The sequence below is a fragment of the Streptomyces sp. JH002 genome, assembly GCF_050916115.1.
In the GTDB taxonomy this organism is placed as follows: Bacteria; Actinomycetota; Actinomycetes; order Streptomycetales; family Streptomycetaceae; genus Streptomyces; species Streptomyces xiamenensis.
The window spans coordinates 824,646-849,625 of record NZ_CP087989.1 but is presented as its reverse complement, the minus strand read 5'-3'; the positions used below and the strand labels follow the sequence as shown (position 1 = coordinate 849,625).

Annotated in this window: 21 protein-coding genes; 11 read left to right on the top strand and 10 right to left on the bottom strand. The window is 73.6% G+C overall.

All coding sequences use genetic code 11. The features are described 5' to 3' along the window. Window positions 1-103 precede the first annotated feature (103 nt). Together H7827_RS03490 and H7827_RS03485 are read left to right on the top strand one after the other, a co-directional pair. Window positions 104-1,036, top strand: a complete 933-nt coding sequence (locus tag H7827_RS03490; RefSeq protein WP_386534274.1) for an MBL fold metallo-hydrolase — start codon at window positions 104-106, stop codon at window positions 1,034-1,036. After that, window positions 1,033-2,571 carry a carboxylesterase/lipase family protein gene (locus H7827_RS03485; RefSeq protein ID WP_432742583.1) on the top strand — a complete coding sequence of 513 codons (1,539 nt, stop codon included), beginning with the start codon at window positions 1,033-1,035 and terminating at the stop codon, window positions 2,569-2,571. The genes H7827_RS03490 and H7827_RS03485 overlap by 4 nt, the downstream gene beginning before the upstream one ends. A 264-nt stretch (window positions 2,572-2,835) precedes the next feature. Here the strand turns inward: H7827_RS03485 and H7827_RS03480 are convergent, their stop codons facing one another. From H7827_RS03480 to H7827_RS03470, 3 genes are all read right to left on the bottom strand, one after another. Beyond that, window positions 2,836-4,344, bottom strand: coding sequence for a hypothetical protein (locus tag H7827_RS03480; RefSeq protein WP_432742581.1), 1,509 nt, complete (start codon window positions 4,342-4,344; stop codon window positions 2,836-2,838). A 463-nt stretch (window positions 4,345-4,807) separates the two neighbouring features. After that, window positions 4,808-5,407, bottom strand: coding sequence for a DedA family protein (locus H7827_RS03475; protein WP_386534272.1), 600 nt, complete (start codon window positions 5,405-5,407; stop codon window positions 4,808-4,810). A 68-nt stretch (window positions 5,408-5,475) separates the two neighbouring features. Then, window positions 5,476-6,273 (bottom strand): MBL fold metallo-hydrolase, encoded by a 798-nt coding sequence (locus H7827_RS03470; RefSeq protein ID WP_432742579.1) that lies wholly within the window; start codon window positions 6,271-6,273, stop codon window positions 5,476-5,478. A gap of 244 nt (window positions 6,274-6,517) precedes the next feature. Between H7827_RS03470 and H7827_RS03465 the strand changes: the two genes are divergently transcribed. Both H7827_RS03465 and H7827_RS03460 read left to right on the top strand, forming a co-directional pair. Continuing rightward, window positions 6,518-8,605, top strand: coding sequence for an alkaline phosphatase family protein (locus H7827_RS03465; protein WP_432747932.1), 2,088 nt, complete (start codon window positions 6,518-6,520; stop codon window positions 8,603-8,605). A 113-nt stretch (window positions 8,606-8,718) separates the two neighbouring features. After that, a complete protein-coding gene (locus H7827_RS03460) occupies window positions 8,719-9,024 on the top strand; it encodes a 4a-hydroxytetrahydrobiopterin dehydratase (RefSeq protein ID WP_432742577.1) in 306 nt (101 codons plus the stop codon). 20 nt (window positions 9,025-9,044) lie between these two features. On the opposite strand, the gene H7827_RS03455 is transcribed toward H7827_RS03460, so the two are convergent. Together H7827_RS03455 and H7827_RS03450 are read right to left on the bottom strand one after the other, a co-directional pair. Then, a complete protein-coding gene (locus tag H7827_RS03455; RefSeq protein ID WP_432742575.1) occupies window positions 9,045-9,719 on the bottom strand; it encodes a fasciclin domain-containing protein in 675 nt (224 codons plus the stop codon). A gap of 88 nt (window positions 9,720-9,807) precedes the next feature. Next, window positions 9,808-11,427: a molybdopterin-dependent oxidoreductase gene (locus H7827_RS03450; RefSeq protein ID WP_432747931.1), complete on the bottom strand. Its 1,620-nt coding sequence runs from the start codon at window positions 11,425-11,427 to the stop codon at window positions 9,808-9,810. A 206-nt stretch (window positions 11,428-11,633) separates the two neighbouring features. Between H7827_RS03450 and H7827_RS03445 the strand changes: the two genes are divergently transcribed. From H7827_RS03445 to H7827_RS03425, 5 genes are read left to right on the top strand one after another with little or no spacing between them, the layout of a single operon-like run. Further along, window positions 11,634-12,908 carry an NAD(P)/FAD-dependent oxidoreductase gene (locus H7827_RS03445; RefSeq protein ID WP_432742573.1) on the top strand — a complete coding sequence of 425 codons (1,275 nt, stop codon included), beginning with the start codon at window positions 11,634-11,636 and terminating at the stop codon, window positions 12,906-12,908. After that, window positions 12,905-13,789 carry a DUF1365 domain-containing protein gene (locus tag H7827_RS03440; protein WP_432742571.1) on the top strand — a complete coding sequence of 295 codons (885 nt, stop codon included), beginning with the start codon at window positions 12,905-12,907 and terminating at the stop codon, window positions 13,787-13,789. The genes H7827_RS03445 and H7827_RS03440 overlap by 4 nt, the downstream gene beginning before the upstream one ends. Then, window positions 13,786-15,051, top strand: coding sequence for a class I SAM-dependent methyltransferase (locus tag H7827_RS03435; RefSeq protein WP_432742569.1), 1,266 nt, complete (start codon window positions 13,786-13,788; stop codon window positions 15,049-15,051). Before H7827_RS03440 ends, H7827_RS03435 begins: the two co-directional genes overlap by 4 nt. Next, window positions 15,048-16,337 carry a class I SAM-dependent methyltransferase gene (locus H7827_RS03430; protein ID WP_432742567.1) on the top strand — a complete coding sequence of 430 codons (1,290 nt, stop codon included), beginning with the start codon at window positions 15,048-15,050 and terminating at the stop codon, window positions 16,335-16,337. Before H7827_RS03435 ends, H7827_RS03430 begins: the two co-directional genes overlap by 4 nt. After that, window positions 16,334-17,158: a DUF1295 domain-containing protein gene (locus tag H7827_RS03425; protein WP_432742565.1), complete on the top strand. Its 825-nt coding sequence runs from the start codon at window positions 16,334-16,336 to the stop codon at window positions 17,156-17,158. Before H7827_RS03430 ends, H7827_RS03425 begins: the two co-directional genes overlap by 4 nt. Window positions 17,159-17,253: 95 nt before the next feature. Here H7827_RS03425 and H7827_RS03420 read toward each other — a convergent pair whose 3' ends face one another. From H7827_RS03420 to H7827_RS03405, 4 genes are all read right to left on the bottom strand, one after another. Then, window positions 17,254-18,618, bottom strand: coding sequence for a cryptochrome/photolyase family protein (locus H7827_RS03420; protein WP_432742563.1), 1,365 nt, complete (start codon window positions 18,616-18,618; stop codon window positions 17,254-17,256). A gap of 17 nt (window positions 18,619-18,635) precedes the next feature. After that, window positions 18,636-19,379, bottom strand: coding sequence for an anti-sigma factor (locus H7827_RS03415; protein ID WP_432742561.1), 744 nt, complete (start codon window positions 19,377-19,379; stop codon window positions 18,636-18,638). Continuing rightward, window positions 19,376-19,963 carry a sigma-70 family RNA polymerase sigma factor gene (locus tag H7827_RS03410; protein ID WP_432742559.1) on the bottom strand — a complete coding sequence of 196 codons (588 nt, stop codon included), beginning with the start codon at window positions 19,961-19,963 and terminating at the stop codon, window positions 19,376-19,378. Before H7827_RS03410 ends, H7827_RS03415 begins: the two co-directional genes overlap by 4 nt. Window positions 19,964-20,064: 101 nt before the next feature. Beyond that, window positions 20,065-20,898 carry an aldo/keto reductase gene (locus tag H7827_RS03405; protein WP_432742557.1) on the bottom strand — a complete coding sequence of 278 codons (834 nt, stop codon included), beginning with the start codon at window positions 20,896-20,898 and terminating at the stop codon, window positions 20,065-20,067. 105 nt (window positions 20,899-21,003) lie between these two features. Here H7827_RS03405 and H7827_RS03400 point away from each other — a divergent pair, with 105 nt between their 5' ends. Further along, window positions 21,004-22,002 carry a bile acid:sodium symporter family protein gene (locus tag H7827_RS03400; protein WP_432742555.1) on the top strand — a complete coding sequence of 333 codons (999 nt, stop codon included), beginning with the start codon at window positions 21,004-21,006 and terminating at the stop codon, window positions 22,000-22,002. Here the strand turns inward: H7827_RS03400 and fdhD are convergent. Then, the gene (gene fdhD / locus H7827_RS03395) at window positions 21,915-22,799 is read right to left on the bottom strand and encodes a formate dehydrogenase accessory sulfurtransferase FdhD (RefSeq protein ID WP_432742553.1); all 885 of its coding nucleotides are present in this window, start codon (window positions 22,797-22,799) and stop codon (window positions 21,915-21,917) included. The two genes, H7827_RS03400 and fdhD, sit on opposite strands and share 88 nt — an antisense overlap. A 235-nt stretch (window positions 22,800-23,034) precedes the next feature. Between fdhD and H7827_RS03390 the strand changes: the two genes are divergently transcribed. Beyond that, a complete protein-coding gene (locus H7827_RS03390) occupies window positions 23,035-24,861 on the top strand; it encodes an acyl-CoA dehydrogenase (RefSeq protein ID WP_432742551.1) in 1,827 nt (608 codons plus the stop codon). The last annotated feature ends 119 nt before the right edge of the window (window positions 24,862-24,980 follow it).

Sequence of the window (24,980 nt, the reverse complement as noted above, 5' to 3'; positions counted from 1 at the left end):
GCGTCAGCCTGACCCTGGCAGGGGTACGCAGCACAGGGTGTGGCCCGCTCCGGCGCACCCGGTGAGGGTGGTCGGTATGAACTCCCCTGACGACACGGACCCGATGGACCGTACGGACCACACAGGTCGCACGCACCGCACGGATCACCTGGAGCTGGGCGGCGTCGGCATCACCCGGGTGACGGAGTACGCCGGCCCGCTCGGGATGACGCCCGCCACCTTCCTCGCCACCGACTCGGAGGAGACCTGGCACGCCAACTCCTCCTGGCTCGCGCCCGACTTCTTCGACCCGGACACCGGCATCGTCAACGCGGCCGTCCAGACCTGGGTGGTGCGCAGCGAGGGCCGGACCATCCTCGTCGACACGGGCGCGGGCAATGGCAAGGAACGCCCGTACTCACCGATCTGGAGCCACCTGCGGACCGACTTCCTGGACCGCCTGGCGCGGGCCGGCGTCACACCCGAGGACGTCGACCTCGTCGTCAACACCCATCTGCACGTGGATCACGTCGGCTGGAACACCCGCCTGGAGGACCGGGAATGGGTCCCCACCTTCCCCAACGCCACCTATCTGGTCGCCAAGGACGACTTCGACTTCTGGAACCCGGAGAACAACCACCGCACGGCACTGGGACGCGGCAACCAGAACGTCTTCGAGGACAGCGTCGCCCCCGTCCACCGCGCCGGACGGATGCGGTTGTGGGAGGGCAGCCACCGCATCGACAGCCGGCTGCGCCTGGACCTTGCGCCGGGGCACACACCCGGCTCCTGTGTGCTCACCCTGGAGAGCGGCACGGACCGGGCGGTGTTCGTCGGTGACCTGCTGCACAGCCCCGTACAGATACTGGAGCCGGACCACAACAGCTGCTTCTGCGAGGACCCCGTCCGCGCCCGGGCCACCCGGCGCCGCGTCCTGGGCTGGGCGGCCGACCAGCGGGCGCTGGTCGTACCGGCGCATCTGGGCGGCCACGGCGCGGCGCAGGTCGAGCGGAACGGCACCGGGTTCGCCATCAGGGAATGGGCGCCGTTCGCATGACCATCACCGCCCCCTTCACTTCCCCCGCTGCTTCCGTCCCCACCTCCACCCGCAGCGTGCGGACCGACCGGGGAGCGGTCACCGGCATCCGGTACGAGGACGGCACGGCCGTCTTCCACGGCATCCCGTACGCGGCGCCCCCGGCCGACAGCGGGCGCTTCGCCCCACCACGTCCGCACGCCCCGTGGGCGGGTGCCCGGGACGCCACCGTCCCCGGGCCGACCGCTCCCCAGTCCGAACGGAACCTGGGCGCCATCGATATGGCACCGTTCTTCGGCCCCGGCTGGGTCCGCGGCGAGGACTACCTCACCCTGACCATTCGGTCCCCCGCCCCATCGGCCGGCCGGAGCCTGCCGGTGCTGGTCTTCGTGCACGGCGGCGGCCTGGTGGCCGGCTCGACGCGGGGCGGGCTGTACGACGGGGCCGCGTTCGCCCGCGACGGCGTCGTGCTGGTGACGGTGAACTACCGGCTGGGCGTTCCCGGTTTCCTTCACCTGCCCGGGGCGCCGCCCAACCGGGGACTCCTGGACGTCATCGCCGCGCTGCGCTGGGTACAGCAGAACATCGCCGGATTCGGCGGCGACCCGGACCGCGTGACGCTGGGCGGCCAGTCGGCCGGCGGCACGCTGGTCGGGGCCGTCATCGCCGCGCCCGAGTCGGCAGGGCTGCTGCGCCGCGCGATCATCCAAAGCGGCAGCGGGCTGGGGGCGTTCACTCCGGAACAGGCCGGGCGGGTCACCCGTGCGGCGGTCGACGCGCTGGGCGTCGCCCCGCGCGCCGACGCCTTCGACGCCGTCCCCGACGACCGGCTGGTGGCCGTCGCGGCCGGGCTCGGCGGTCTCGACCTGCGTACGGCGACCGCCTACGACCCGCTGCAGGGGCTCAGCCCCTTGGGCGTGGTCCTGGCGGAGCAGCCCGCGCACACGGTCGCCGCCGGGCGGGGCGCGGACCTCGACCTGCTCCTGGGCACCAACGCGGAGGAGGGCAATCTCTACCTGGTCCCCTCCGGCGCGTACGCCGCCTCGACCGACGCCGATGTCCGGGCGGTGGCCGCCCGTGCCCACCCCGATCCGGACGCGCTGGTGGCGGCGTACCGCGCGGCGCGCCCGCAGGCAGGGCCCGCCGAACTGCGCTCCGCCCTTCTGGGAGACGCCCTGTTCGGCGCCGGAACCCGTGCCCTGACCAGGGCGCACGCCGCGCACCGCGCCGGGGCGACGTACAGCTACCTCTTCGAGTGGCGCTCGGACGCCCTGGACGGGGCCCTCGGCGCCGCCCACGCCACGGAGCTGCCCTTCGTCTTCGGTCTCGGCGGCGCGCTGCTGCGCGGACCGCGCGCACTGCTCGGGACCCAGCCGCCGCCCGCCGATCTGGCCGGCCGGACGCACGGGTCCTGGGTGCGTTTCGTCCGGACCGGCGATCCCGGCTGGCGCCCGTACACCCGGGATCACCCGAACACGATGCGCATCGGAGCGCGCTGGATCGAACAGGAGGACGTACGCGGGGCGGAACGGCGAGCCTGGGAGCTGACGCCCTGACGCCCTGACGCCCTGACGCCCTGAGGCCCTGACGCCCCTGAGGCACCGGGGCCCCGGCGTCGCCGTACGGACCCGCCGCGGGGCCGGGGAAGCTTCCCCGGCCCCGGGCCCCACCACGGCCGGGACGGCGCGGGCCCCGGTGACAGACCGCTTCCGCACTGCCTGGAACGCCGCAACGCTCCGCTGGAGGGCTTGTGCTCGACCGCGTCCACGAGCCCGACACCGTCACCCGGCCACCGCCCACACACCTCGCGAAGCGAGGACCTAATCCCTGACCTTGAGGAAGCGCATCCGGGTTGCGCCATTGCTGTCGGTGCCGCCGGCCTCGGCGCTGGAGATGTTGCCGCCGGTGAGGACGAACATCAGGTGCAGGCGAACCGTCCGGGGGCCGGAGGCGACCGTGTACTCGGTCATGATGTGTGTGGTTCCGCCCTGCTGCTCCTGCCTCGCCGCGTTGATCGCCGCGATCTGGGTGAAGCTCGTCAGGAGGGTGTCCGTGGTCTCGTCCCTGAGCCAGCCGATGATGTAGCCGCTGCCGCCGGTGGCGGAACCGAGCGCGTACCGTACATCGCTGTCGATGTGGTACACCCCGGCTTCCGGGAGCACGATGTCGGACTCGGGGATCGGCACGTCGGTGCCTGCCCTGGCCAGCAGGTCGGCGTGCTGCCTCTCGGCGTTGAGGAAAGCGCTCACCGGCGTGAGGCGGGCGCCGATCTCCCACCTCTCGGGGCAGCCGGGCGTCCCGGTGACATCGATGTCCACCGACCGTTCGCTGCCGCTGTTGCCGCCGGGAGCGATACCCGTCACGTCGATCCGCGGCACGAGCAGGCCACCGGTCGTGTTCCGCGCGGCGTTGCACGGGGACGGGTCCAGAGCAGGCGTGTCGGGCACGTACAGACATCCGTCGCTGCCCCGGGTGATGGCGTTGCCCCGGTCGGTGGAGAGGCACGGGGGGCGGACGGGGGCGCATCCGTCCCCGCAGGAGGTGACCGGGACGACCGGCGGGACCGCGGCGTAGGGAGTCGAGCCGTCGAGGGTGTCGGTCGTGCAGGTGACCGCGCCGTCGCAGTTGCGGCAGGTCGTACGGAGGAACGTCCTGCCGCAGCCCGGGGCGGACGCCTCGACGGTGAGGACGAAGCTGTCGACGGTCCACTGCTTTGGTCCGACTCGGCAGGTGTCGTCGTTGCCTGTTTCCAGGTTGAGCTCGACGACGATCTTTCCCGCGAGGACGTCCGCGAGGGACACGGTGGTCGGCGGGATGACGCCGTTGTCGTCACCACCGGCCGGCAGATCGGGTGGGCCCAGGAGATCGGTGCGGATCGGGGTGGTGCCGTTCCACAGGGCGAAGCGGCCGTAGAGCCGGCAGGCCGTGCTCCCGCCGTCGTTGCGGACATGGACGGAGGCGCTGATCGTGACGCTGGTGGGGTTGCCGCGCAGTGACGCGGGGTCGATGTGCACGATGCCGGCGAGCCAGGTGTGCTGGCCGTTGTGTGTCCCGTCGTCGGCCGGGAACGTGCCCGTGCCGCTGTTCAGGATGGTCTGAGCGACGACAGGGTCCAGTGCGGCATGGGTGTTGGCGATGGTGTAGTACGGCGACGGGTCGGTGCTGATCGCGGTCGCTGGGACCCGGTAGGGCGCGGAGTCGCGCAGTGGGGTCGTCTCGCAGTGCTCGCGCGGCTTGGTGTCGGGGCAAGAGACGGGGGGACAGGCCGGCTTGGCGGGCTGACAGCCGCCGATGGAGATGGGGGACTGCCCGCAGCCGCATCCACTCATGGGTCAACTCCTGTGGTGAGGTGTGGTGGTGACTGTGGCCGCGTGCGCCATGCGGCCTTGGCGCGGTGGGAGCACGAGGGAGTGGTGCGCCGGCTCGTCGGCCAATGGATGAAAGCCGAGCTGGGCGGGCGTGTTGAGGGATACCGGTGGACCTGAGGCCGGCCGCGCACCGGGGAGCGGAAGAAGACCGCCTGGCGGACCGCTCGCCATGACGTCGATTGTCATCCGGCTACGTGTTCCTGCGGCCGGTCATGTCCTGGGGAGGGGGAACAGAAGCGGGATGTCAGCCCCTGGTTCGCGTTTCCGCTACTGGTACGGGGGCAAACCGCGTGGGGTGCTCGGACGAAGGAATGCCTGAAGCTCAGTCACGTGTCCTCTTCGGTGCCGTCCCTACTGTACTGTCCGGTGATCTGTCAGGCATTACCCCGTTAGGGTGGCTGAACCAGGATCCGGAAGAGACGGCTCAGGGGCGTGGCCCCGTCGCGCGGCGCCACAGGGGTGGGGTGACCGCGAAGAGCAGGGCCAGCACCACCGCCGCCAGCACCCCCTGCCAGGCGTGCGGGAACAGGGCCCCGCCCAGCGTTCCGATCAGCTGGTACGTCGCCGCCCACGCCAGCGCCGCCGGAAGACAGCCACGCATGTACGCCGTCAGCGGCATCCGTGCCAGCAGCGCCGCCAGCATCACCGGGATGCGGCCCGCCGGTACCAGCCGGGACACCACCAGCACCACCGTGCCGCGCTCCGCCAGCTGCCGCTGGGCACGGCGCACCGCGCCCGGCGCCGCCTGTTCCCGCAGGCGCCCCAGCCAGCGTGAGCCGCCCCGGCCCAGCGCGTACAGCAACACGTCCCCGCTGAACGCCGCCAGGGACGCCGCCGCGAACACCAGGGCGGAGAAGACCACCGGGTCGCTGTGGTGGAACGCCACCGCGGCGGCCGAGCTGACCAGGGCGCCCGTCGGCACGACCGGTATGAGCGACCCCACCAGCACCAGCAGGAACAGCGACGGCAGCCCGATCGCCTGCTCCGTGCTCTCCTGCGCCACCACCCCCGGCGTCGCCGCCAGCGGAACCAGCGGGGACCACGAGGCCAGGGAGGACAGCGGCGTCAGCGAGGGCAGTGCGGCGGCGTGGCTCACCCGGTGACCGCCGGCCCGACCGGGCCCGCCGACAGCCGTACCCGCTCCCCGTGCCCCAGCCGGTGCACCCGCACCTCCGGCGCCAGGCGCGCCGCGTGCCGGACGAATTCGTCCCCCGGCGCGTGGAACTCGTGGGGCCGCACCGCCGACAGCCCCAGCGGCCAGAACGTCCCGTAGTGCACCGGCACCGCGTCCCGTGGCCGCAGCCGGGCCAGCGCCAGCGCCGCCCGCTCCGCGTTCAGATGTCCGTGGCCAAGACCGGGGCCCCAGCCCCCCACCGGCAGCAGCGCGGTGTCCACCGGACCCGTCTCCCGCGCCATCTGGTCGAACAGCCCGGTGTCGCCGGCGTAGTACGTACGCGACGCGCCCTCCACCACGTAGCCGAGCGCCGAGACCCGGCGCGGCCCCACCGGCAGCCGCCGCCCGTCGTGCGCCGCCGGCACCGCCCGGATCGTGACCGGGCCGAACGGCAGCGACTCGCCGGGCGTCATCTCGTACACCGGCAGCCGCGCCGCCAGCCGCCGCAGCCCCGGCACCGCCCGCACCGCGCCGCGCGGCAGCACCAGCGGGGTGCCGTAGGGCAGCCGCGCCAGCGACCGCAGATGCAGATGATCCGCGTGCAGATGAGAGATCAGCACCACATCGGCCGCCAGCGCCCCGGCCGTCGGCAGTGCCCCGCGCCGCCGCCACAGATGGGCGCAGCGCCGGGTCACCAGCGGATCGGTCAGCACCGCGACGCCGGAGTCCCGGATGGTGGCGGTGGCGTGGCCCCACCAGGTGATCTCCACCGGCACCAGGAACTCCTCTCACCCGTCCGGACGTAGTTCCGTTACCGGAAGCCTACGTGTGTTTGCCCGGTGACGTCCGTCCGGTGCACACGCAGCGGCCGGGCAGGATGGACGGGACGAAAGCGGCGTGAGCGACATCGGAGAAGGCGGCGACACCAGTGACAGGGAGGGCCGGACGGTGGCAGGGGTGAGAAGCGGCGGCGCGGCGCTGCTGCGGGTGCTCGTGGTGTGGGGCGTCAGCGCCGCCACCATGGTGGTGCTCGCCGTGATCCTGCCCGACTTCCGGCTCCAGTCCCCGGACGGCGACAGTCTCACCCGGGTCGCCGCCACCGCGCTGCTCGGCGCCGGCGCCTTCGGGATCCTGTCCGCCCTGGTGTGGCCCTGGCTGGTGCGCACCCTGCTGCTGGTGCCCGCGCTCGCCCTGGCCTGCCTGGTCTTCCTGCTCAACGGCTCCCTGCTGCTGTTCGCGCTCAGCCTCATCCCGTACGGGCGCGGCGAGGCCAGTCCGCAGACGGCCGTGATCGTGGCCGCCGTCATGTCGCTGACCTCCTCCGCCACGAGCACCTGGCTCGCGGTCCGTGACCAGGGCGCGCAGCGCCGCCGGCTGCACCGGATGGCCCCGTGGGGGCACACGGCCGGCGGCTGGGGGAGGGCGCGCGACGCCGGCGGCCCCGACGCGGCGGGGGTGCCGCGCCCCGCCGGCACCGTTTTCCTCCAGCTCGACGGCATCGGGCACGCGCTGCTGCGCGAGGCGATCGCCGGCGACCGCCCGCTGATGCCATCCGTCGCCGCGCTGTGCGGCACCAGCCACCGGCTCACCCGCTGGCGCACCGACTGGTCGAGCCAGACCGGTGCCTCCCAGCTGGGCATCCTGCACGGCAGCAACGAGGACGTGCCGGCCTTCCGCTGGTACGAGAAGGAGCGCGGCGAGGTCATCGTCAGCAACCGGCCCTCCAGCGCGGCCGAGCTCCAGCGCCGCGCCGCCGCCCGCGCGGGGCATCCGGGGCTGCTCGCGGCGGACGGGGCCAGCCGCGGCAATCTGTTCACCGGCGGCGCCGGGCAGGCCGCGCTGGTGGTGTCGATCGCCGTCCGCCGCGGCAAGGGCGAGCGTTCGCGTGCCGGGTACTTCGCGTACTTCTCCGACCCGGCACACGCCGCCCGCACCGTGCTGTCCTTCGCCGCCGAGCTGGCCCGGGAGGTCTTCCAGTCGGTACGCGCCCGGCTGCGCGGAGTCACCCCCCGGGTGGGGCGCGGCGGCCTATACCCGATGATCCGGGCGTTCGCCACCGTCGTCGAGCGGGATGTGGTCACCGCGTCCGTCGTCGGGGACATCCTGACCGGCCGCACGGCCGTCTACGCGGATCTCGTGGCGTACGACGAGGTGGCGCACCACTCCGGGCCGCGCTCGCCCGACGTACGGCAGGTGCTGCGCCGCCTGGACGACTGCGTGGCCACGATCGGGCAGGCCATCGCGTACGCACCGCGCCCGTACCATCTGGTGCTGCTCTCCGACCACGGGCAGAGTCAGGGCGAGCCGTTCGAGGCGGCGTACGGCCACTCGCTGGAGGAGCTGGTACGGATCGGCTGCGGTCGGCCGCTGGCGGGGGAACCGCGGCGGGCGCGGCACAAGCGGCGCGAGCGGCGGGCGGAGAGCGGTGCCGAGGCGCGGGCGGTGGCGCGGTCCGCGCTGCACCGTCCCGAGGAGCCGCCGGAGCCACCCGAGCCTGTTCCCGGTGCGGCGGCCGCTCCCGGGGAGGAGCGGCGGCGGGCGCCGGTGGTGCTGGGTTCCGGCAATCTGGGTCTGGTGTCCTTCCCGGAGATCGCCGGGCGGGCGACGCGGGCCGAGATCGCCTCCCGCTATCCGGCGCTGCTGTCGACGCTGGCCGAGCATCCGGGGATCGGTTTCGTGCTGGTGCGCGACCAGCGGTACGGGGCGGTGGTGCTGGGCGGGGGCGGCGGTGAACACCGGCTGGTCAGCGGGGAGGTCATCGGGCCCGACCCGCTGGCACCGTTCGGGGCGGGCGCGGCGGAAGCGGTGCTGCGGACCGACCGGTTCCCGCACACCGCCGATCTGATGATCAATTCGTCGGTCGACCCGGTCTCCGGCGCCATCCACGCCTTCGAGGACCAGGTGGGGTCGCACGGCGGCCTCGGCGGGGAGCAGAGCCACGCGTTCCTGCTCTCCCCGCACGCCCTGTCCGACCCGCTGCCCGGTGACGGGGAGGGGGCGGCCGGCGGCGAGCTCGTCGGTGCCGAGTCGGTGCACCGGGTGCTGCGCCGCTGGCTGGCGGAGTCGGCGCAGCTGTCCGGGCGGACCGACGCGCCGTCGCCCGCGTGACGGGCCCGGTGGGCGCGGCGCCCGCCGGGCCGTTCCTCCCCCGATCGGGCCGGGCCGCACACTAGGGTGGCCATCGCCGTGAACGAACCGCACCGGGTGAAGGGAGCGCGCCGATGGCGCCGCAGCCGCTGACCGAGCTGGAGATCGCCGAGACGCTGAGCGGAATGCCCGGCTGGCGGGCGGAGGACGACCACCTGGTGCGCTCGTACACGCTGCCGGGCCACCCGGCGGCGGTCGCCCTGCTGGTCCACATCTCGGTGGCCCAGGAGGAGTTGAACCACCACGCCGAACTGACGCTGGTCTACAACCGCCTCGGCGTGGCGCTCAACACCCACAGCGTGGGCGGCAAGGTCACCGAGCTGGACGCGCAACTGGCCCGCCGGATCGAGGAGATCGCGGCGGGCCACGCTGCGGACTGAGGCCCCTGGGGCCCGCTCCGTTACGGCATCAGCACGGTGTCGATCAGGTAGACCGTGGCGTTGGCCGTCTGCACATTGCCGCAGACCACGGCGGCCTCGTTGTTGACGGTGAAAGACTCGCCCGAGCCCGCCGTGGTGACGGTGCCGCCCTGGAGCGTCTCGAAGGTGCCTTCCGCCAGCTGGTCGGGCGAGATCCGCTCGCCCACCACGTGGTAGGTGAGGATCGAGGTCAGCATGTCCTGGTCGGCCAGCACCGCGTTCAGGTCCTCCTCGGGGATCGCGGCGAAGGCGTCGTTGACGGGGGCGAAGACGGTGATGCCGTCCGCGTCGTTCAGGGTGTCCACCAGCCCGGCCGCGTCCACCGCGCTCACCAGGGTGGTCAGCGCCTCGTTGTTGCTCGCCGCCGTGGCCACCGGGTCCATCGCCATGCCGTCGAAGCTGCCGGGGCCATCTTCCGGAGTGGCGGCGCAGGCCGGGCCGAAGGTCTGGGCGGCACTGCCCATGCCGTCGTCCATCATGTCGTCGTCCGTCATGTCGTCCGTCATGTCGTCGTCCGTCATGTCCTCCGTCATGCCGTCGCCGGAGGAGCTGTTCTCCGAGGAGTTGTCGTCGGAGGAGCAGGCAGACAGGCTCAGCGGCAGCACGGCGGCGGCGGTGACGGCGACGGCGGCGCGGCGGATTCGGTTGATACGCATGGGAGATACTCCTGGTCTGTGACGGTTGATCCGGGCGACTGTGCGCGGACGAAGGGGTCGAGGGGAGCGCCGGCTGGGCGGCGCGGGGTCAGCCCACGGTGACCACCACCGAATGGCGGCCGGTCGCACCGTCGGGCACGACATCCACCCGGTCGGCGGTCTGGGTCTCGCCGGAGCGGTCGGTGGCCCGAACCTGGAGCGTGTGCCGCCCGGGCGTGGCGTCCCACATCCACACCCACTGCCGCCACACGTCCACGCCGTCCTCCTCGGCCAGTTCGGCCGGCGACCACGGCCCGTCGTCCACCCGCACCTCCACCCGGTCGATCCCGGTGTGCTGTGCCCAGGCGACGCCGGCGACCGGTACGGGACCGGCGCTCAGCTCGGCGAGGCCGCGCGGGGTGTCGATGCGCGACTGCGTCTTGACCGGGCCCTCGGCGGACCAGCCGCGCTCCACCCAGTAGGCGTCGTAACGGTCGAACGTGGTCAGCTCCAGTTCGGTCAGCCACTTGCAGGCCGACACGTAGCCGTACAGGCCGGGCACGACCATCCGGACGGGGAAGCCGTGGTCGAACGGCAGCGGTTCACCGTTCATGCCGACGGCAAGGAGCGCGTCACGGCCGTCCATGAGGGTCTCCACCGGGGAGCCGAGCGTCATGCCCTCCACCGAACGGGCGATCAGCTGGTCGGCCGGACCGCCCCGGGAGGGCGGCCGGACCCCGGCCTCCTCCAGGATCTCGGCCAGTCGCACCCCGATCCAGCCGGCGTTCCCCGTGTACCGTCCGCCGACCGGATTGGAGACACAGGTGAGGGTGATGCGGCGCTCGATGAGCTCGCGATCCAGCAACTGGTCGAAGCTCAGCTCCAGAGGTCTGGTGACTCCGAGGCCGTGCACGCGCAGCCGCCAGCCCTCCGCGTCGATCCGGGGGACGGTCAGCGCCGTATCGATGCGGTAGAAATCACGATTCGGCGTGATGAGCGGTTCGAGGCCCGGTACGGCGAGTTCGGCGCCGGCCGGGACCGCGCCGGCCGGTGAGGAGGGAGCGGGAAGGCCGAGCGCGGCGCGCGAGGCAGCCGCCTGCGCGTGTCCCGTCGCGTTCAGCCGCTGCCCGAGGAGCCCGGTCCCGGCCGAGGCCGCGGCCACCGTGGTCGCCGCCACGACGAACCGCCGCCGTTCCAGGCCGCTCAGGGTCCGCGCGGCCGCGGTGTCCGGCCGCTCGGCGCGGCCGTCGTGGCCCTCCCGCTCTCCCGGCCCTGACCGGCCCGGGACCATCCGCAGTCCCTGGCCGGTCAGGACGTACAGCACCGCGGCCCCCGCGACCGCTCCTGTCAAGGAGGGAACCGCGTCCGCCCCGGCGCCTTCGGGCCGCCCGACCGCCACCACGGCGCCGAACAGCCCGAAACCCAGCACCGCGAGCGATGCGGAGCGGCGGAACCGCATCGCCAGCGCGCCCACCGCGACCGCGAACAGCGCGAGCAGCACCAGGATGCCCAGCTGGAGCACCAGCTTGTCGTTGGTACCGAAGTTCTCGATCGCCCAGTCCTTCACCGCGGCCGGGGTGCGGTCGATGACCGCCCCGCCCACCGCGTTCACCGGCCGGGCTTCCTCCCGCACCCAGGCGGCCACCAGCTCGGCGACTGCCAGTGAGGTGAACGCCGCCAGCAGCCCCGCCACACTCCCGACGGCGGCCGTCGGGAGGACCTCCCGCAGCCGGGCGAGGGCCCTCTTCCCATTCGCTGTCCGCTCGTTGCTCACATCCCGTATTCGCGGCCCGGCCCCCGGCGGATGGGTCCGGTGCGGAAAAAACTTGCCGGCTCCCCGCAACGGGTGAATCCGGCGGCCACACCCATCCAGGTCGGCACCGGTTCCGAACACTTCCCGAAAACTGCTCGGAAGAGGCACGAGGAGGCAGCGAGATGACGGGCACGGCACGCCGTACCGCGGTGGTGGGGGCGGGGGTCTCCGGACTCACCGCCGCCCATGTGCTCAGCAAACGGGACGAGGTGACGCTCTTCGAGGCGGACGGCAGGCTCGGCGGCCACGCGCACACCCACGACGTGGCGGGCCCCGGACGCATGCACGCGGTGGACTCCGGATTCATCGTCCACAACGACCGCACCTATCCGCAGCTGTTGCGGCTCTTCCGCGAACTGGGCGTGAGCACGCAGGAGTCGGAGATGAGCATGTCGGTGCGGTGCGAGGGCTGCGGCCTGGAGTACGCGGGGGCCCGCGGGCCGCGCGGCCTGTTCGCCCGGCCCGGTACGGCACTGCGTCCCGCCGCGCTGCGGATGTTCGCGGAGGTGCCGCGCTTCCACCGCCGGGCCCGCGCCGTGCTGCGCTCCACCGCCGGTGACGCCGTCACCCTGGGGGAGTTCCTGAGCGCGGGCGGCTTCTCCGCCTACTTCACCGGACACTTCATGACCCCGCTGGTGTCCGCCGTGTGGTCCTGCTCCCCGGAGACCGCGCTGCGCTACCCGGCGCGGTACCTCTTCCAGTTCCTGGACCACCACGGGCTGCTGTCCGTCACCGGCTCACCGGTGTGGCGGACCGTCACCGGCGGCTCGCGCAGCTACGTGGAGCGCGCCGCCAAACGGATCAACGCCGTCCGTACCGCCACCCCGGTGCGCACCGTGCGCCGCACCGGCGGGGGCGTGGAGATCACCACCGCCGACGGCGCGGCGCACTCCTTCGACTCCGTCGTCATCGCCACCCACGCCGACCAGGCGCTGCGCCTCCTCGCCGACCCGACCGGTGCCGAACGCGAGGCGCTGGGCGCCTTCACCTACTCCCGCAACGCCACGGTGCTGCACACCGACACCTCGGTCCTGCCGCGCAGCCGGGCGGCGTCGGCGTCCTGGAACTATCTGCTGCCCGGCTGCCGGGCCCGACCGGAGCGGGTGACGGTCAGCTACGACATGACCCGGTTGCAGCGCCTGCCGCAGCAGCCCGGCGAGGAACGCTACGTGGTCTCGCTGAACGCCGAGGACCGGATCGACCCCGGCCGGATTCTCGCCGGCATGGTGTACGAACACCCCGTCTACACCCCCGAGTCGGTCTCCGCGCAGCTGCGGCTGCCCGCGCTGAGCGGGCCGGTGACCGCCTACGCCGGCGCGTACCACGGCTGGGGCTTCCACGAGGACGGCTGCCGGTCGGGCGTGCTGGCCGCCGCCGCCCAGGGGGTGTCCTGGTGAGCGACGGCCCGGCGGGCGAGGCCCCGCCGGTGCCCGCCCTGTACCGGTGCGAGATCCGTCATGCCCGGCGCTCCCCGCTGCGGCACACGCTGCGGCACCGCACCTATCTGTGGCTGATCGACCCGGCGGCCGTGCCGGTCCCGCCCCGCGGGCTGCGGGCTCTGGCGCGCTTCGACCCGCGGGATCACTTCGACGGGACGGCCCCCAGCATCGCCGCCGGTCTGGAGCGCTTTCTGACGGACCACGGGGAGCCGCCGCCCGGCGGCCCCACGCTGATGCTCGCCCACGCCAGGGTGTTCGGCTACGTGTTCAACCCGCTGACGCTCTACTGGTGCCACCACCGCGACGGCTCCCTGGCCTGCGTCGTCGCCGAGGTCCACAACACCTACGGGAAGCGGCACGCCTACCTGCTGCACCCCGACGGCGCCGGGCGGGCGGTGACGGACAAGAGGCTCGCCGTCTCGCCGTTCTTCACGGTCGCCGGACGGTACCGGATGCGGCTGCCGGTGCCCGGCGACCGGCTGCGGCTGACCGTCACCCTGGACCAGCCCGGCGAGAAGCCGTTCACGGCCGCCGTCACCGGAGTCCGGCGGCCCGCCGGCGCCCGGGGGCTGCTGCGCGCCGCCGTCCGGCACCCGTGGTCCACCCTCGCCGTCTCCGCCGCCATCCGTGCCCACGGCATCACCCTGTACCTGCGCGGGCTGCGGGTACGCCGGCACGACCCCGTCCCCGAGCGGCAGCACCCCGTACCGGAGCGATCCCACGCGTCCGGCCCGCCGGACGGCCCCGCCCCCGGCGGCAGCGCGGCCGGGCACCGCACCGGCCCGCCCCACAACACCCACGACCCCGACCCCCGCCGTCCCCAGCGAGGCAGCACATGAACCGGCTCACCCCCTCCCACCCCCTGCCCGTCGATCCCGTCACCTGGCCGGACGTCGCCGCCGTGCCCGCCGCCTCCCGGCCGCGCGTCGCGGTCACCGAACGACTGGTACGGCGCGCCGTCTCCCGCCTCCCGCTGCGCGTCGTCACCCCGGACGGCCCGCTGCCGGGCCCGGGCGGCCCGCGCATCGAGATCCACGACCCCGCGGCGTTCCACCGGCGCCTGGGCACGGGCGGCACCATCGGCTTCGGCGAGTCCTACCTCGCCGGAGAGTGGGACGCCCCCGACCTGGTCGCCGCGCTCACCGTGGTGGCCGGCCACGCCGGCGCCCTGATCCCGGCGCCGCTCCAGCGGCTGCGCGGCTGGTGGGCCCCGCCCCAGCCGGCCTCGCAGCACAACGCCCCCGACGACGCGCGCGAGAACATCCGCCGTCACTACGACCTGTCCAACGACCTCTTCGCCCTCTTCCTCGACCCCACCCTCACCTACTCCTCGGCCGTCTTCCGCACCCTGCCCGCCCGCTGGGACCAACTGGAGCAGGCCCAGCACCGCAAGATCGACCGGCTGCTGGACCTGGCCGGGGCCGGACCGGGAACCCGGCTGCTGGAGATCGGCACCGGCTGGGGCGAACTGGCCGTGCGCGCCGCCCGGCGCGGCGCGCACGTCGACACCATCACGCTGTCCGCCGCCCAGCGCGATCTCGCGCTGCGCAAGGTGGCCGAGGCCGGCGTCGCCGACCGGGTGGAGATCCGGCTCCAGGACTACCGAGACCTGGCCGCCGCTCCCGGCGCGGGCTACGACGCCGTCGTCAGCGTCGAGATGATCGAGGCCGTCGGCGTACGCGGCTGGCCCGGCTACTTCCGGGCCCTGGACCGGGTACTGGCCCCCGGCGGCCGGATCGCCCTGCAGGCCATCACCATGCCCCACGACCGGATGGTGGCCTCCCACACCACCCACACCTGGATCCAGAAGTACATCTTCCCCGGCGGGCAACTGCCCTCCACCGAGGCCATCACCGACGGCGCCGCCCGGCACGCGGGGCTGACCGTCGCCCGCCGCGAGCGCTACGGCCCGCACTACGCCGAGACCCTGCGGCTGTGGCGCGAACGCTTCACCGAACAGGCCCCGGCCGTCGAAGGGCTGGGGTTCGACGACACGTTCCGCCGCATGTGGACCTTCTATCTCGCCTACTGCGAGGCCGGGTTCCGCTCCGGCTACCTCGACGTCCAGCAGTTCCAGCTCCTCAAGGGAGGCCCCCGATGACCGCCGCAGCCCGCCTCGCCCCGCTGCTGCACCAGCTCTTCGCCGGCCGGCCGCCCGTCCGGCTGCGCGCCTGGGACGGTTCGGAGACCGGGCCCGCGCACGCCCCGGTGGTGGTGCTGCGCAATCGCCGGGCGCTGCGCAGACTGCTGTGGCAGCCCGGTGAACTCGGGCTCGCCGACGCCTACATCTGCGGTGATCTGGACGTGGAGGGCGACCTCGGAGCCTCCCTGCGCACCGTGTGGACGGCCTCCCGCGAGGAACGGCTGACACCACCGCGGCTGACGGTGGCCGACCGGGCGAGGATGGTGAGCACCCTCGCCGCCCTGGGCGCGCTGGGCCCCCGGCCGCCCGCCCCCGCCGGCGGGGCGCGGCTGCGCGGCATCCCGCACAGCCGCTCGCGCGACCGCCAGGCGATCGCCCACCACTACGACCTGTCCAACGACTTCTACGCCCGGCTGCTCGACCCTTCCATGGCCTACTCGTGCGGCTACTGGCGCGGCGACCCCGAGGACCGGGCGTACGGCGTCGCCGACGCCCAGCGCGACAAACTCGAACTGATCTGCCGCAAGCTGGCGTTGCGCCCCGGGATGCGGCTGCTCGATGTCGGCTGCGGCTGGGGCTCGCTGAGCCTGTACGCCGCGCAGGAGTACAAGGCCCAGGTCACCGCCGTCACGCTCTCCGCCGAACAGGCGCGGCACGTACGGGCGGAGGTCGAGCGCCGCGGGCTCACCGAGTGGGTGGACGTCCGGCTGTGCCACTGGCGCGACATCCGCGGCGGCTGGTACGAGGCGGTCACCTCGATCGAGATGGGCGAACATGTCGGCGACGAGGAGTACCCGCGGTTCGCCTCCCTGCTGCACGGCATGCTGCGGCCCCACGGGCGGCTGCTGCTCCAGCAGATGTCGCGGGGGTCGCACGTGCCGGCCGGCGGACCGTTCATCGAGACCTACATCGCGCCCGACATGCACATGCGGCCGGCGGGGCAGACCGTGGGGATGCTGGAGTCCGCCGGTCTCGAGGTGCGCTCGGTGGAGGCGCTGCGCGAGCACTACGTGCGCACGGTGGCCGCCTGGCTCGCCACCCTGGAGCGTGAGTGGGCCGACTTCGCCGCCCTGGTGGGTGAGCGCACCTGCCGTGTCTGGCGGCTGTATCTCACCGGCGCCGCGCTGTCGTTCGAACAGCGGCGGATGGGTGTGGACCAGATCCTCGCGGTGCGCCCCGGGGACGCCGGCGGCAGCGGCATGGAGCCGACGCCCGCCGACTGGTACCGGGCGGGCGAGCGGTGAGCGGCCTCCCCTGGGCGGATCTCGCCCGCAACGCGGCGCTGTCGGCCGTCGTCCTGCTCGTCCTCATGGCGGCGACCTTCGCGGTGGCCATGGCGAAGGGCGGGCTGCACCGGGTGGTGGACAGCGCCTGGGGCCTGGGCTTCGCCGCGCTGGCCGTGGCGGGCTGGATCGCCTCCACCGGCCAGGGCGAGGACGCCCACCGGCTGCTGGTGGCGGTGCTCACGGCGGTGTGGGGCCTGCGGCTGGCGGCGCACATCGCCTGGCGCGGCCGGGGACACGGGGAGGACCCGCGCTACGCCCGGATGCTGGACAAGGCCCCCGGCAACCGGCACGTGTACGCGCTGCGCAAGGTGTACCTGCTCCAGGGGGTGCTGATCCTGCTGGTGTCGGCGCCGGTACAGATCGCGCTGTACGCGGGGGCACCGCCGCTGCCGCTCACCGTGGCGGCCATCGCCCTGTGGGCGCTGGGGATGTTCTTCGAGGCGGTCGGGGACCGGCAGTTGGCGCGGTTCCGGGCCGATCCGGCGAACCGGGGCCGGCTGATGGACCGTGGGCTGTGGAGCTGGACCCGGCACCCCAACTACTTCGGTGACTTCGCCGTGTGGTGGGGGCTGTACCTGCTGGCCTGCTCGGGATGGACGGCGGCGCTGGTGGCGCTGCCCGCTCCGCTGGTGATGAGCGCGCTGCTGATCTTCGGCAGCGGCAAGGCCCTGCTGGAGCGGCGGATGGCGGACCGGCCCGGCTGGGCCGCGTACGCCGCCCGCACCAGCGGATTCTTCCCCCGCCCGCCGCGCGGCCCGCGTGCCCCGTCGGACGGGTGACCGGCTGACCGGCTGACCGAATGACCGGCTGAACCCGGCGGCCCGGTACGGCGGAGGAGGTGGATTTCCTTCCGCCGTACCGGGCCGCCGCGGTGTCATTCCTTGTGCCGCGCCGTCAGGAAACGGTCCCGGGAGACGGCCAGGTCCACCAGCGGCGCGGGGTAGCCGCCGGCGCGCAGCTGTGAGGCGTCCAGCTTCCACGGCTCGTGCACCGCGGAGCCGCCCACCCCGGCCAGTTCCGGCACCCAGCGCCGCACATACGCGCCGTCCGGGTCGTAACGCCGGCCCTGCGTCACCGGGTTGAGCACCCGGTTGGGGCGGGTGTCCGTCCCGGTGCCCGCCACCCACTGCCAGTTCAGCTGGTTGTTCGCCATGTCGCCGTCCACCAGCAGCCGCAGGAAGTGCCGGGCGCCCTCGCGCCAGTCGGCGTACAGCGTCTTGGTGAGGAAGCTGCCCGCCAGCAGGCGTCCCCGGTTGTGCATCCATCCCTCGTGCGCGAGCTGCCGCATCGCGGCGTCCACGATCGGGTAGCCGGTGCGGCCCTCGCGCCAGGCGGTCAGCTCCCGCTCGTCGTGCCGCCACCGGTCGCCCCGGGGCCGGTAGTCGGCCCACGACGTGTCCGGCCGGGCCGCCAGCACCTGGTGGTGGAAGTCCCGCCAGGCCAGCTGCCGTACGAACGCCTCCGCGCCCGTCCCGCCGTGCCGCAGCGCCCGGTGGGTCAGTTCGGACGCCGACAGGCAGCCGAAGTGCAGGTACGGCGAGAGCCGCGAGGTGGCGTCGCCCGCCAGGTCGTCGTGCCGCTCCTCGTACGCGTCGATGTCCGAGCGCAGCCAGGCCGTCATCCGCCGGCGGCCCTCCTGCTCACCACCGCGCGGGACGCCGGGGGAGACCCCGGTGACCCCGCCGCGCTCCGGCGGCCCCTGCCCCTTGGCCGTGTCCGGCACCCGGATCCGGCGCGGCGCGGGCAGCGGGGCGTCCCGTACGCTCTCCCGCCAGCGGCGGTGGTACGGCGTGAACACCGCGAAGTGGTCCCGCCCGGCCGGAGTGACCGCGCCCGGCGGCACCACCGTCACGGCGCCGTCGTGCACCCGCAGCGGGCAGCGCAGTTCCTCCAGCGCGGCCCGCAGCCGCTCCTCGCGGCGCCGCGCGTACGCGCTCACCCCGGCGGACAGGTGCACCTCGCCCGCGCCGGTGTCCCGCACCACCGCGCACACCTCCTCGACCACGTCCCCCTCGCGCACCACGAGCCGGCCGCCGCGCTCGCGCAGCCCGGCGTCCAGGTCGGTGAGCGCGTCGGCCAGGAACGCGAGCCGGTTGGGCGTGGCGAAGCCGGCTCCGTCCACGCCCCGGTCACGGACGAACAGCGGCACCACCGCCTCGGCGGCGCGTTGGGCCGCGTGCAGCGCGGGATGGTCGCGCAGTCGCAGATCACTGGTGAACACAACCACGGCGACATCCATCGTCCGCTCGCTCCTCGCTAGGTGGTCGGGAATTCCATGACGGCCAGCGGATCGGATGTCGGCTGCGGAGAACCACCCGCGGGCTCCAGCGTGACGCCCATGCCGTCCGCGCCGTCCAGCGTGCCGTCCATCAGCATGGCCTCGTCGGTGGCCGCCGGGTCGAGCATTCCGGCGGGCCGCATCGCACCGTGATCGTCGAACCACAACTGGTACACCATGCCGTCCGGCGGGGCCGGCATTCCGGAGGTCACGAACGCCGCGCGATTCATGCCGGCGGAGACCACCACCGTGCCGGTTCCGCCACCCGGCAGCACGCCGCCGCTCACCACGGCGTCCGGCGCGGCGATCACCTGGGCCAGCAGCGCCGCCTGTTCCTGGGCCTGCTGCATCTCCTGCTGCATCTCGCGCGCCGACTGCCACTGCCACACGGTGGTGCCGCCCAGGACGGCGGCGGCCAGTGCGGCGGCGAGCGCGAAGCCGGGCAGCACGCGCCGCGTCCGGCGGCGCAGCGCGCGCAGGGCGCCGGGCGGCGGGTCCTGCCGTACGGTCGCGATCCGCCGCATGACGTTCTCGCGCAGCTGGGGCGGCGGGGGGACGGCCACCGCACGGGCCAGCCGGGCCGCGGTCTCCGACAGTTCCCTCACCTCCCGGGCGCAGGCTTCGCAGCGGTTCAGATGGCGCGTGAACTCCTCGCGCTCCACGGGGGGCAGCGCGTCCAGCGCGTAGGCCCCGCTGAGGGTGTGCACATCCTCGACATTCATGCCGTCACTCCCAGGCAGTCGCGCAGCCGGATCAGTCCGTCGCGCAGCCGGGTCTTCACCGTGCCCAGCGGCAGCGACAGCACTTCGGCCACCTCGCGGTAGGTCAGGCCCCGGTAGTAGGCGAGGGTCACCGACTGCCGTTGCCGTTCGGTGAGCCCGCCCATGCAGCGGCGCACCTGTTCGCGCTCCAGGCTGGCCTCGACCTGTTCGGTCACCTCGTCGTAGGCGGGGGTGTGGTCCAGCAGCGCCGCGCGGTGCTCGCGGTCGCTGGCGGCCTGCGCGGAGCGCACCCGGTCCACGGCCCTGCGGTGCGCGAGGGTCATGACCCAGGCCATCGCGGAACCGCGCTCGGGGGCGTAGGACGCGGCCCGGCGCCAGACCTCGACCAAGACCTCCTGGGTCACCTCCTCGGACTGCGCCGGGTCGCGCAGCACGCTGCGCACCAGCCCGTGGACCGGGCCGGCGGCCCGGTCGTAGACGGCGCCGAAGGCGTCCTGGTCGCCCGCCGCCACCTGGGTGAGCAGCTCTCCCAGGTCGGGGGCGGGCCCGCCCGGAGCGGACAGGGGGGTGGGCACTGGCTCCATACGTGGTCTCCGGTGACAGACGGACAGAACGGGTGGCACCCGCGCCGCACGCGGATGCCACCCGTCATTCGGAGCCGGAAGCGGCCCGGATGGGTCCGCGTTTACCGGAACGCGGCGGTCTCCGGGTCGGAACCGACGCGGGTGTTGGTGTCCAGCGCCGCGATGGCCGCGATGTCATCGGCGTCCAGCTCGAAGCCGAAGACGTCGATGTTCTCCTTGATCCGCGCCGGGGTCACGGACTTGGGGATGACGACGTTGCCGAGCTGGAGGTGCCAGCGCAGCACGACCTGGGCGGGGGTCCTGCCGTGCTTGGCGCCGATCTCGGCCAGCTTGGGGTCATCCAGCAGCCCCTTGCCCGAGCCCAGCGGGGAGTACGCCTCGGTGGCGATGCCCAGCTCGGCGTGCACGCCGCGCGACTCGGCCTGCGAGAAGTTCGGGTGCAGTTCGATCTGGTTGATCGCCGGCACGATGGTGCCCTCGTCGATGACCCGGCGCAGGTGCGCGGGGCGGAAGTTGGAGACACCGATGGCCTTGGCCTTGCCTTCGCCGTAGATGTGCTCCATGGCCTTCCACGCCTCGACGTACTGGTCGTACATCGGGGTCGGCCAGTGGATCAGGTAGAGGTCGACGTACTCCAGGCCCAGCTTCTCCAGCGAGACGTCGATGGCGCGCAGGGCGTCGTCGTAGCCGTGGTCGGCGTTCCGCAGCTTGGTGGTGACGAACAGTTCCTCACGCGGCAGCCCCGAGGCGGCCAGCGCCTTGCCGGTGCCGACCTCGTTGTGGTAGCTCGCCGCGGTGTCGATGTGGCGGTAGCCCGCCTCCAGGGCGCTGCTCACGACGTCGGTCGCCTGGTCGTCGGGGACCTGCCACACGCCGAAGCCCAGCTGGGGGATCTCTTCGCCGTTGTTCAGAGTGACATGGGGGACGCTGCTCACGTACGAATCATTCCTTCTTCTGATCGAGAGCCGATCACTTGGTAGTCGTTTGCCTATCGTCCATGATCCGGCCCGGCGGCGCAGCCCTCAGTGGCGGAGGGCACAATGGCGCGAGTGCGTGCATTGACCCGGTTCATCGACCCCTTCATCCTGCTGCTGATGGCCACCGTCGGCCTGGCCGCGCTGTTCCCGGTCGGCGGCTCCGCCGCGGAAGCCGTGGACGGGGCGACCAAGATCTTCATCGGACTGCTGTTCTTCCTCTACGGAGCCCGGCTGTCCACCCAGGAGACGATGGACGGGGTACGCCACTGGCGACTCCATGTGACCATCCTGGCCTGCACGTTCCTGATCTTCCCGCTGCTCGGTCTCGCCGCCCGCGGCCTCACCCCCTGGCTGATCACCGACGACCTGTACACCGGGCTGCTGTTCCTGTGCCTGGTCCCCTCCACCGTGCAGTCCTCGATCGCCTTCACCTCCATCGCGCGCGGCAACGTGGCCGGGGCCATCGCCGCCGGGTCCTTCTCCTCGATGGCCGGGATCGTCATCACCCCGCTGCTGGCCGCCGCGTTCATCGGCGCGAGCTCGGGCTTCAGCGCCGACGCGCTGCTGTCGATCGGTGCCCAGCTGCTCCTGCCGTTCCTCGCCGGGCAACTGCTGCGCCGCTGGATCGGCGGCTTCATCGCCCGCCACCGGGTGCTGGTGAAGATCGTCGACCGCGGTTCGATCCTGGTGGTCGTCTACGCCGCGTTCAGTGAGGGCATGAACGAGGGCATCTGGTCCCAGGCCAGCTGGGGGCGGCTGCTGGCGCTGCTCGCGGTCGAGGGGGTGCTGCTGACGATCATGCTGCTGCTGACCACCCACGGCGCCGGCCGCCTGGGCTTCGGACGGGCCGACCGGATCGCCATCACCTTCGCCGGATCCAAGAAGTCACTGGCGGCCGGCCTGCCGATGGCAGGGGTGATCTTCCCCGAACAGACGGCGCTGGCCGTGCTCCCACTCATGCTCTTCCACCAGCTTCAGCTGCTGGTGTGCGCGTTCCTGGCCCGCCGCTGGTCGGAGGAGGACGAGTCGCCGGGAAGCACCAGCCGTTCACTCCCCGAGTAGACGTTCATCGAGGTGCCGCGCAGAAAGCCGACCAGCGTCAGCCCGGCCTCCTCCGCCAGCTCCACGGCGAGGGCGGACGGCGCGGACACCGCGGCCAGCGCCGGGATCCCGGCCATCACGGCCTTCTGCACCAGCTCGAAGGAGGCCCGCCCCGACACCAGCAGCACGGTGTCCGCCAGCGGCAGCCGCCCAGCGGTCAGCGCCCGCCCCACCACCTTGTCGACGGCGTTGTGCCGCCCCACGTCCTCCCGCACGTCCAGCAGCTCACCCGTGCCGTCGAACAGCGCGGCGGCGTGCAGCCCGCCGGTCCGCTCGAAGACCCGCTGGTGCTCGCGCAGCCGCTCGGGCAGCGCGGACAGCAGCGCCGGGGTGAGCACCGGGCCGCCGGCCAGCGGCAGCGGCCAGCGGGCCGTGGTGCGCACCGCGTCCAGCGACGCCTTGCCGCACAGCCCGCAGGAGGAGGTGGTGTACACCTTCCGCTCCAGGGACGCGTCCGGCGGCGCGACACCGTCGGCCAGCCGGACGTCCACCACGTTGTACGTGTTCGAGCCGTCCGCGGTGGCCCCGGCGCAGTAGGCGACGCGCGTGACCTCGTCGGCCGCCGCCACCACGCCCTCGCTCACCAGAAAGCCGGTGGCCAAGGCGAAATCGTCGCCCGGCGTGCGCATGGTGATGGCCAGCGGACGCCCGTTGACCCGGATCTCCAGTGGCTCCTCGCCGACCAGGGTGTCGGGGCGCTCACTGACCGCCCCGTCCCGGATCCGTATCACCCGCCGCCGCTCCGTGACCCGTCCCATACGGCCATCATGCCGCATCGGGCATCACCTCGACGATGGGCCGGCCGGACCCCGCCACGTGCCGCCACTCCCCGTGAAGCCGCGCCCGGCGGGCGACGGGCCGTTTCCGCCGACGCGCCTCCGCCCGCCGCGGAAGCACCCGATTCCCCCTCCACCAGGGCGTGTTGGGGTAACACAGCCCATGGCCTTAACCTAGCGCGAGCAACCCACTGCTCTGCGTGAAATGGATCTGCCCATGACCGGCGCCACCACGGGCCCGCTCCGCACCGTCGTCCCCGCTCCGTATCGCGCACCCACCGCATCCGGTCTCCCCGACTCCCGGGCGCTGACCGCCCTGCTGCTGCGGGACGGCCCGGGGAACCCCCACGCGTTCTGGCGCGGCCTGCTGCGCGACGAGCGCCTGCACCACCACCCGCGACTGCGGCGGGAGGAACGCCACCGGGAGACCTACGACCGGCTGCACCTGGTCAACGAGCGCCACGGGGACGCCATCGCGCTCGCCCGGGACCCGCGCGGGCTGGCCGCCGCCCACGAGTGGCTGGCCGTGGCGGACGGCGCCCTGGCGACGGTGGCCGGCATCCACTACAACCTGTTCCTCGGCAGCCTGCTGGACGATGACCGCTCCGCTCCCCGGGACCTGCGGGACATCACGGCCATGGACCGTGTCGGAACGTTTCTGTGCACCGAGTACGACCACGGGAACGACGCCGCCGCGCTGCGCACCACCGCCCGCCACGACCCGGAATCGCACGGCTTCGTGCTGCACACCCCGGACCGGGGCGCGCGCAAGTACATGCCCAACACCGGCCCCGCGGGCGGCCCCAAGAGTGCCGTGGTCGCCGCACGGCTGCTGGTCGCCGGTGAGGACCACGGTGTCTTCCTCTTCCTCACCCCGCTCTCGGACGCCGACGGCCCGCTGCCCGGCATCCGGATCGAGGAACTCCCCGACCGCGTCGGCAGCCCGGTCGACCACTGCGCCACCACCTTCGACGGCGTGCGGCTGCCGTACACCGCGCTCCTCCAGGGCGCCCACGGCACGCTCACCCCCGACGGCCGGTTCGACAGCGCCGTACGCAGCCCGCGCCGGCGCTTCCTGTCGGCCATCGGCCGGGTGACCACCGGCAAGCTGTGCATGAGCGCCGCCACCCTCGGCGGCGCGCGGGCCGCGCTGGCCATCGCGATCCGCCACGCCCACCAGCGCCACATCTCCGCGCCGGCGGCCGGCCGCCGGGTGCCCCTGGCGGCGCACCGCAGCCACACCGGCCGGCTGTTGGAGGCGGTGGCGCACGCCTGCGCCATGACGTTCCTGCACCGCCGGACGACCGCCGCCGTGATCGACGCGCCCGCGGTGGAACGGGCCGAGGCCGAGCGGGAGGCGGCCATCGCCAAGGGCTGGATCACCTGGCAGGCGCGGCAGATCATCACCGAGGCCCGTGAACGCTGCGGCGCCCGGGGGCTGTTCCCTGTGAACGGGCTGGCCGAGCACGCGGCCAACACGGAGGGGGCGATCACCGCCGAGGGCGACAATCTGGCGATCTGGTGCAAGGCCGGGGCCGAGTTGCTGTTCGCGCCCACCCCCTCCGTCCTCCCGGCCGCCCCGCCCGGCACGAGCGACGTGGCGGACCCGGACGCGCTGCGGGCGCTGCTGGCGGCGGCGGAGACGTGCTGGCACGAGCGGGCCCGTGCCGATCTGCGGTCGGGGCCGCGCGGCGATTCACTGGCCCGCTGGAACGGCGCCTCGGGGGCCGTCCTCGAACTCGTCGCGCTGCACGCCGCCGGCCGTGCGGCGGACGCCTTCGCCGCGGCGGAGGCCACCGTCGGGCACGGCCCGACCCGGGCCGTACTGAGCGATCTGCGCCGCCTGTTCCTGCTGCGGACCCTCGCGGGCCGAACCGGGGAACTGCTGGCGGACGGCCATCTGACAGCCGAGCAGGTAAGGGATGTCCCGGCCGCCGTGGAGCGAACGATCGCCCGGCTCGCCCCTCATCTGGCGTGTCTGGGAGACGCGTTCGGGCTGCCGGAGGAGTACCTGGCCTCGCTCCCGATGCTGTCGGAACCCTGACCCGCGGCCCCGCCGCCCCCACCGTCCGGCCGCCCCGCCGTCCGGCCCGGTGGTGTGCGGCGGGGCGGGCACAGGCCGTCCCGGGTGGACACCGGATTCGCGGGTCCGGAGGGGCGGCG

Bases quoted from the DNA above. Each gene is read 5' to 3' on its own strand.
- H7827_RS03490 (WP_386534274.1), top strand. From the start codon at position 104: ATGGACCGTACGGACCACACAGGTCGCACGCACCGCACGGATCACCTG.
- H7827_RS03485 (WP_432742583.1), top strand. From the start codon at position 1,033: ATGACCATCACCGCCCCCTTCACTTCCCCCGCTGCTTCCGTCCCCACC.
- H7827_RS03480 (WP_432742581.1), bottom strand. From the start codon at position 4,344: ATGAGTGGATGCGGCTGCGGGCAGTCCCCCATCTCCATCGGCGGCTGT.
- H7827_RS03465 (WP_432747932.1), top strand. From the start codon at position 6,518: ATGGTGGTGCTCGCCGTGATCCTGCCCGACTTCCGGCTCCAGTCCCCG.
- H7827_RS03460 (WP_432742577.1), top strand. From the start codon at position 8,719: ATGGCGCCGCAGCCGCTGACCGAGCTGGAGATCGCCGAGACGCTGAGC.
- H7827_RS03455 (WP_432742575.1), bottom strand. From the start codon at position 9,719: ATGCGTATCAACCGAATCCGCCGCGCCGCCGTCGCCGTCACCGCCGCC.
- H7827_RS03445 (WP_432742573.1), top strand. From the start codon at position 11,634: ATGACGGGCACGGCACGCCGTACCGCGGTGGTGGGGGCGGGGGTCTCC.
- H7827_RS03435 (WP_432742569.1), top strand. From the start codon at position 13,786: ATGAACCGGCTCACCCCCTCCCACCCCCTGCCCGTCGATCCCGTCACC.
- H7827_RS03430 (WP_432742567.1), top strand. From the start codon at position 15,048: ATGACCGCCGCAGCCCGCCTCGCCCCGCTGCTGCACCAGCTCTTCGCC.
- H7827_RS03420 (WP_432742563.1), bottom strand. From the start codon at position 18,618: ATGGATGTCGCCGTGGTTGTGTTCACCAGTGATCTGCGACTGCGCGAC.
- H7827_RS03415 (WP_432742561.1), bottom strand. From the start codon at position 19,379: ATGAATGTCGAGGATGTGCACACCCTCAGCGGGGCCTACGCGCTGGAC.
- H7827_RS03410 (WP_432742559.1), bottom strand. From the start codon at position 19,963: ATGGAGCCAGTGCCCACCCCCCTGTCCGCTCCGGGCGGGCCCGCCCCC.
- H7827_RS03400 (WP_432742555.1), top strand. From the start codon at position 21,004: ATGGCGCGAGTGCGTGCATTGACCCGGTTCATCGACCCCTTCATCCTG.
- fdhD (WP_432742553.1), bottom strand. From the start codon at position 22,799: ATGGGACGGGTCACGGAGCGGCGGCGGGTGATACGGATCCGGGACGGG.
- H7827_RS03390 (WP_432742551.1), top strand. From the start codon at position 23,035: ATGACCGGCGCCACCACGGGCCCGCTCCGCACCGTCGTCCCCGCTCCG.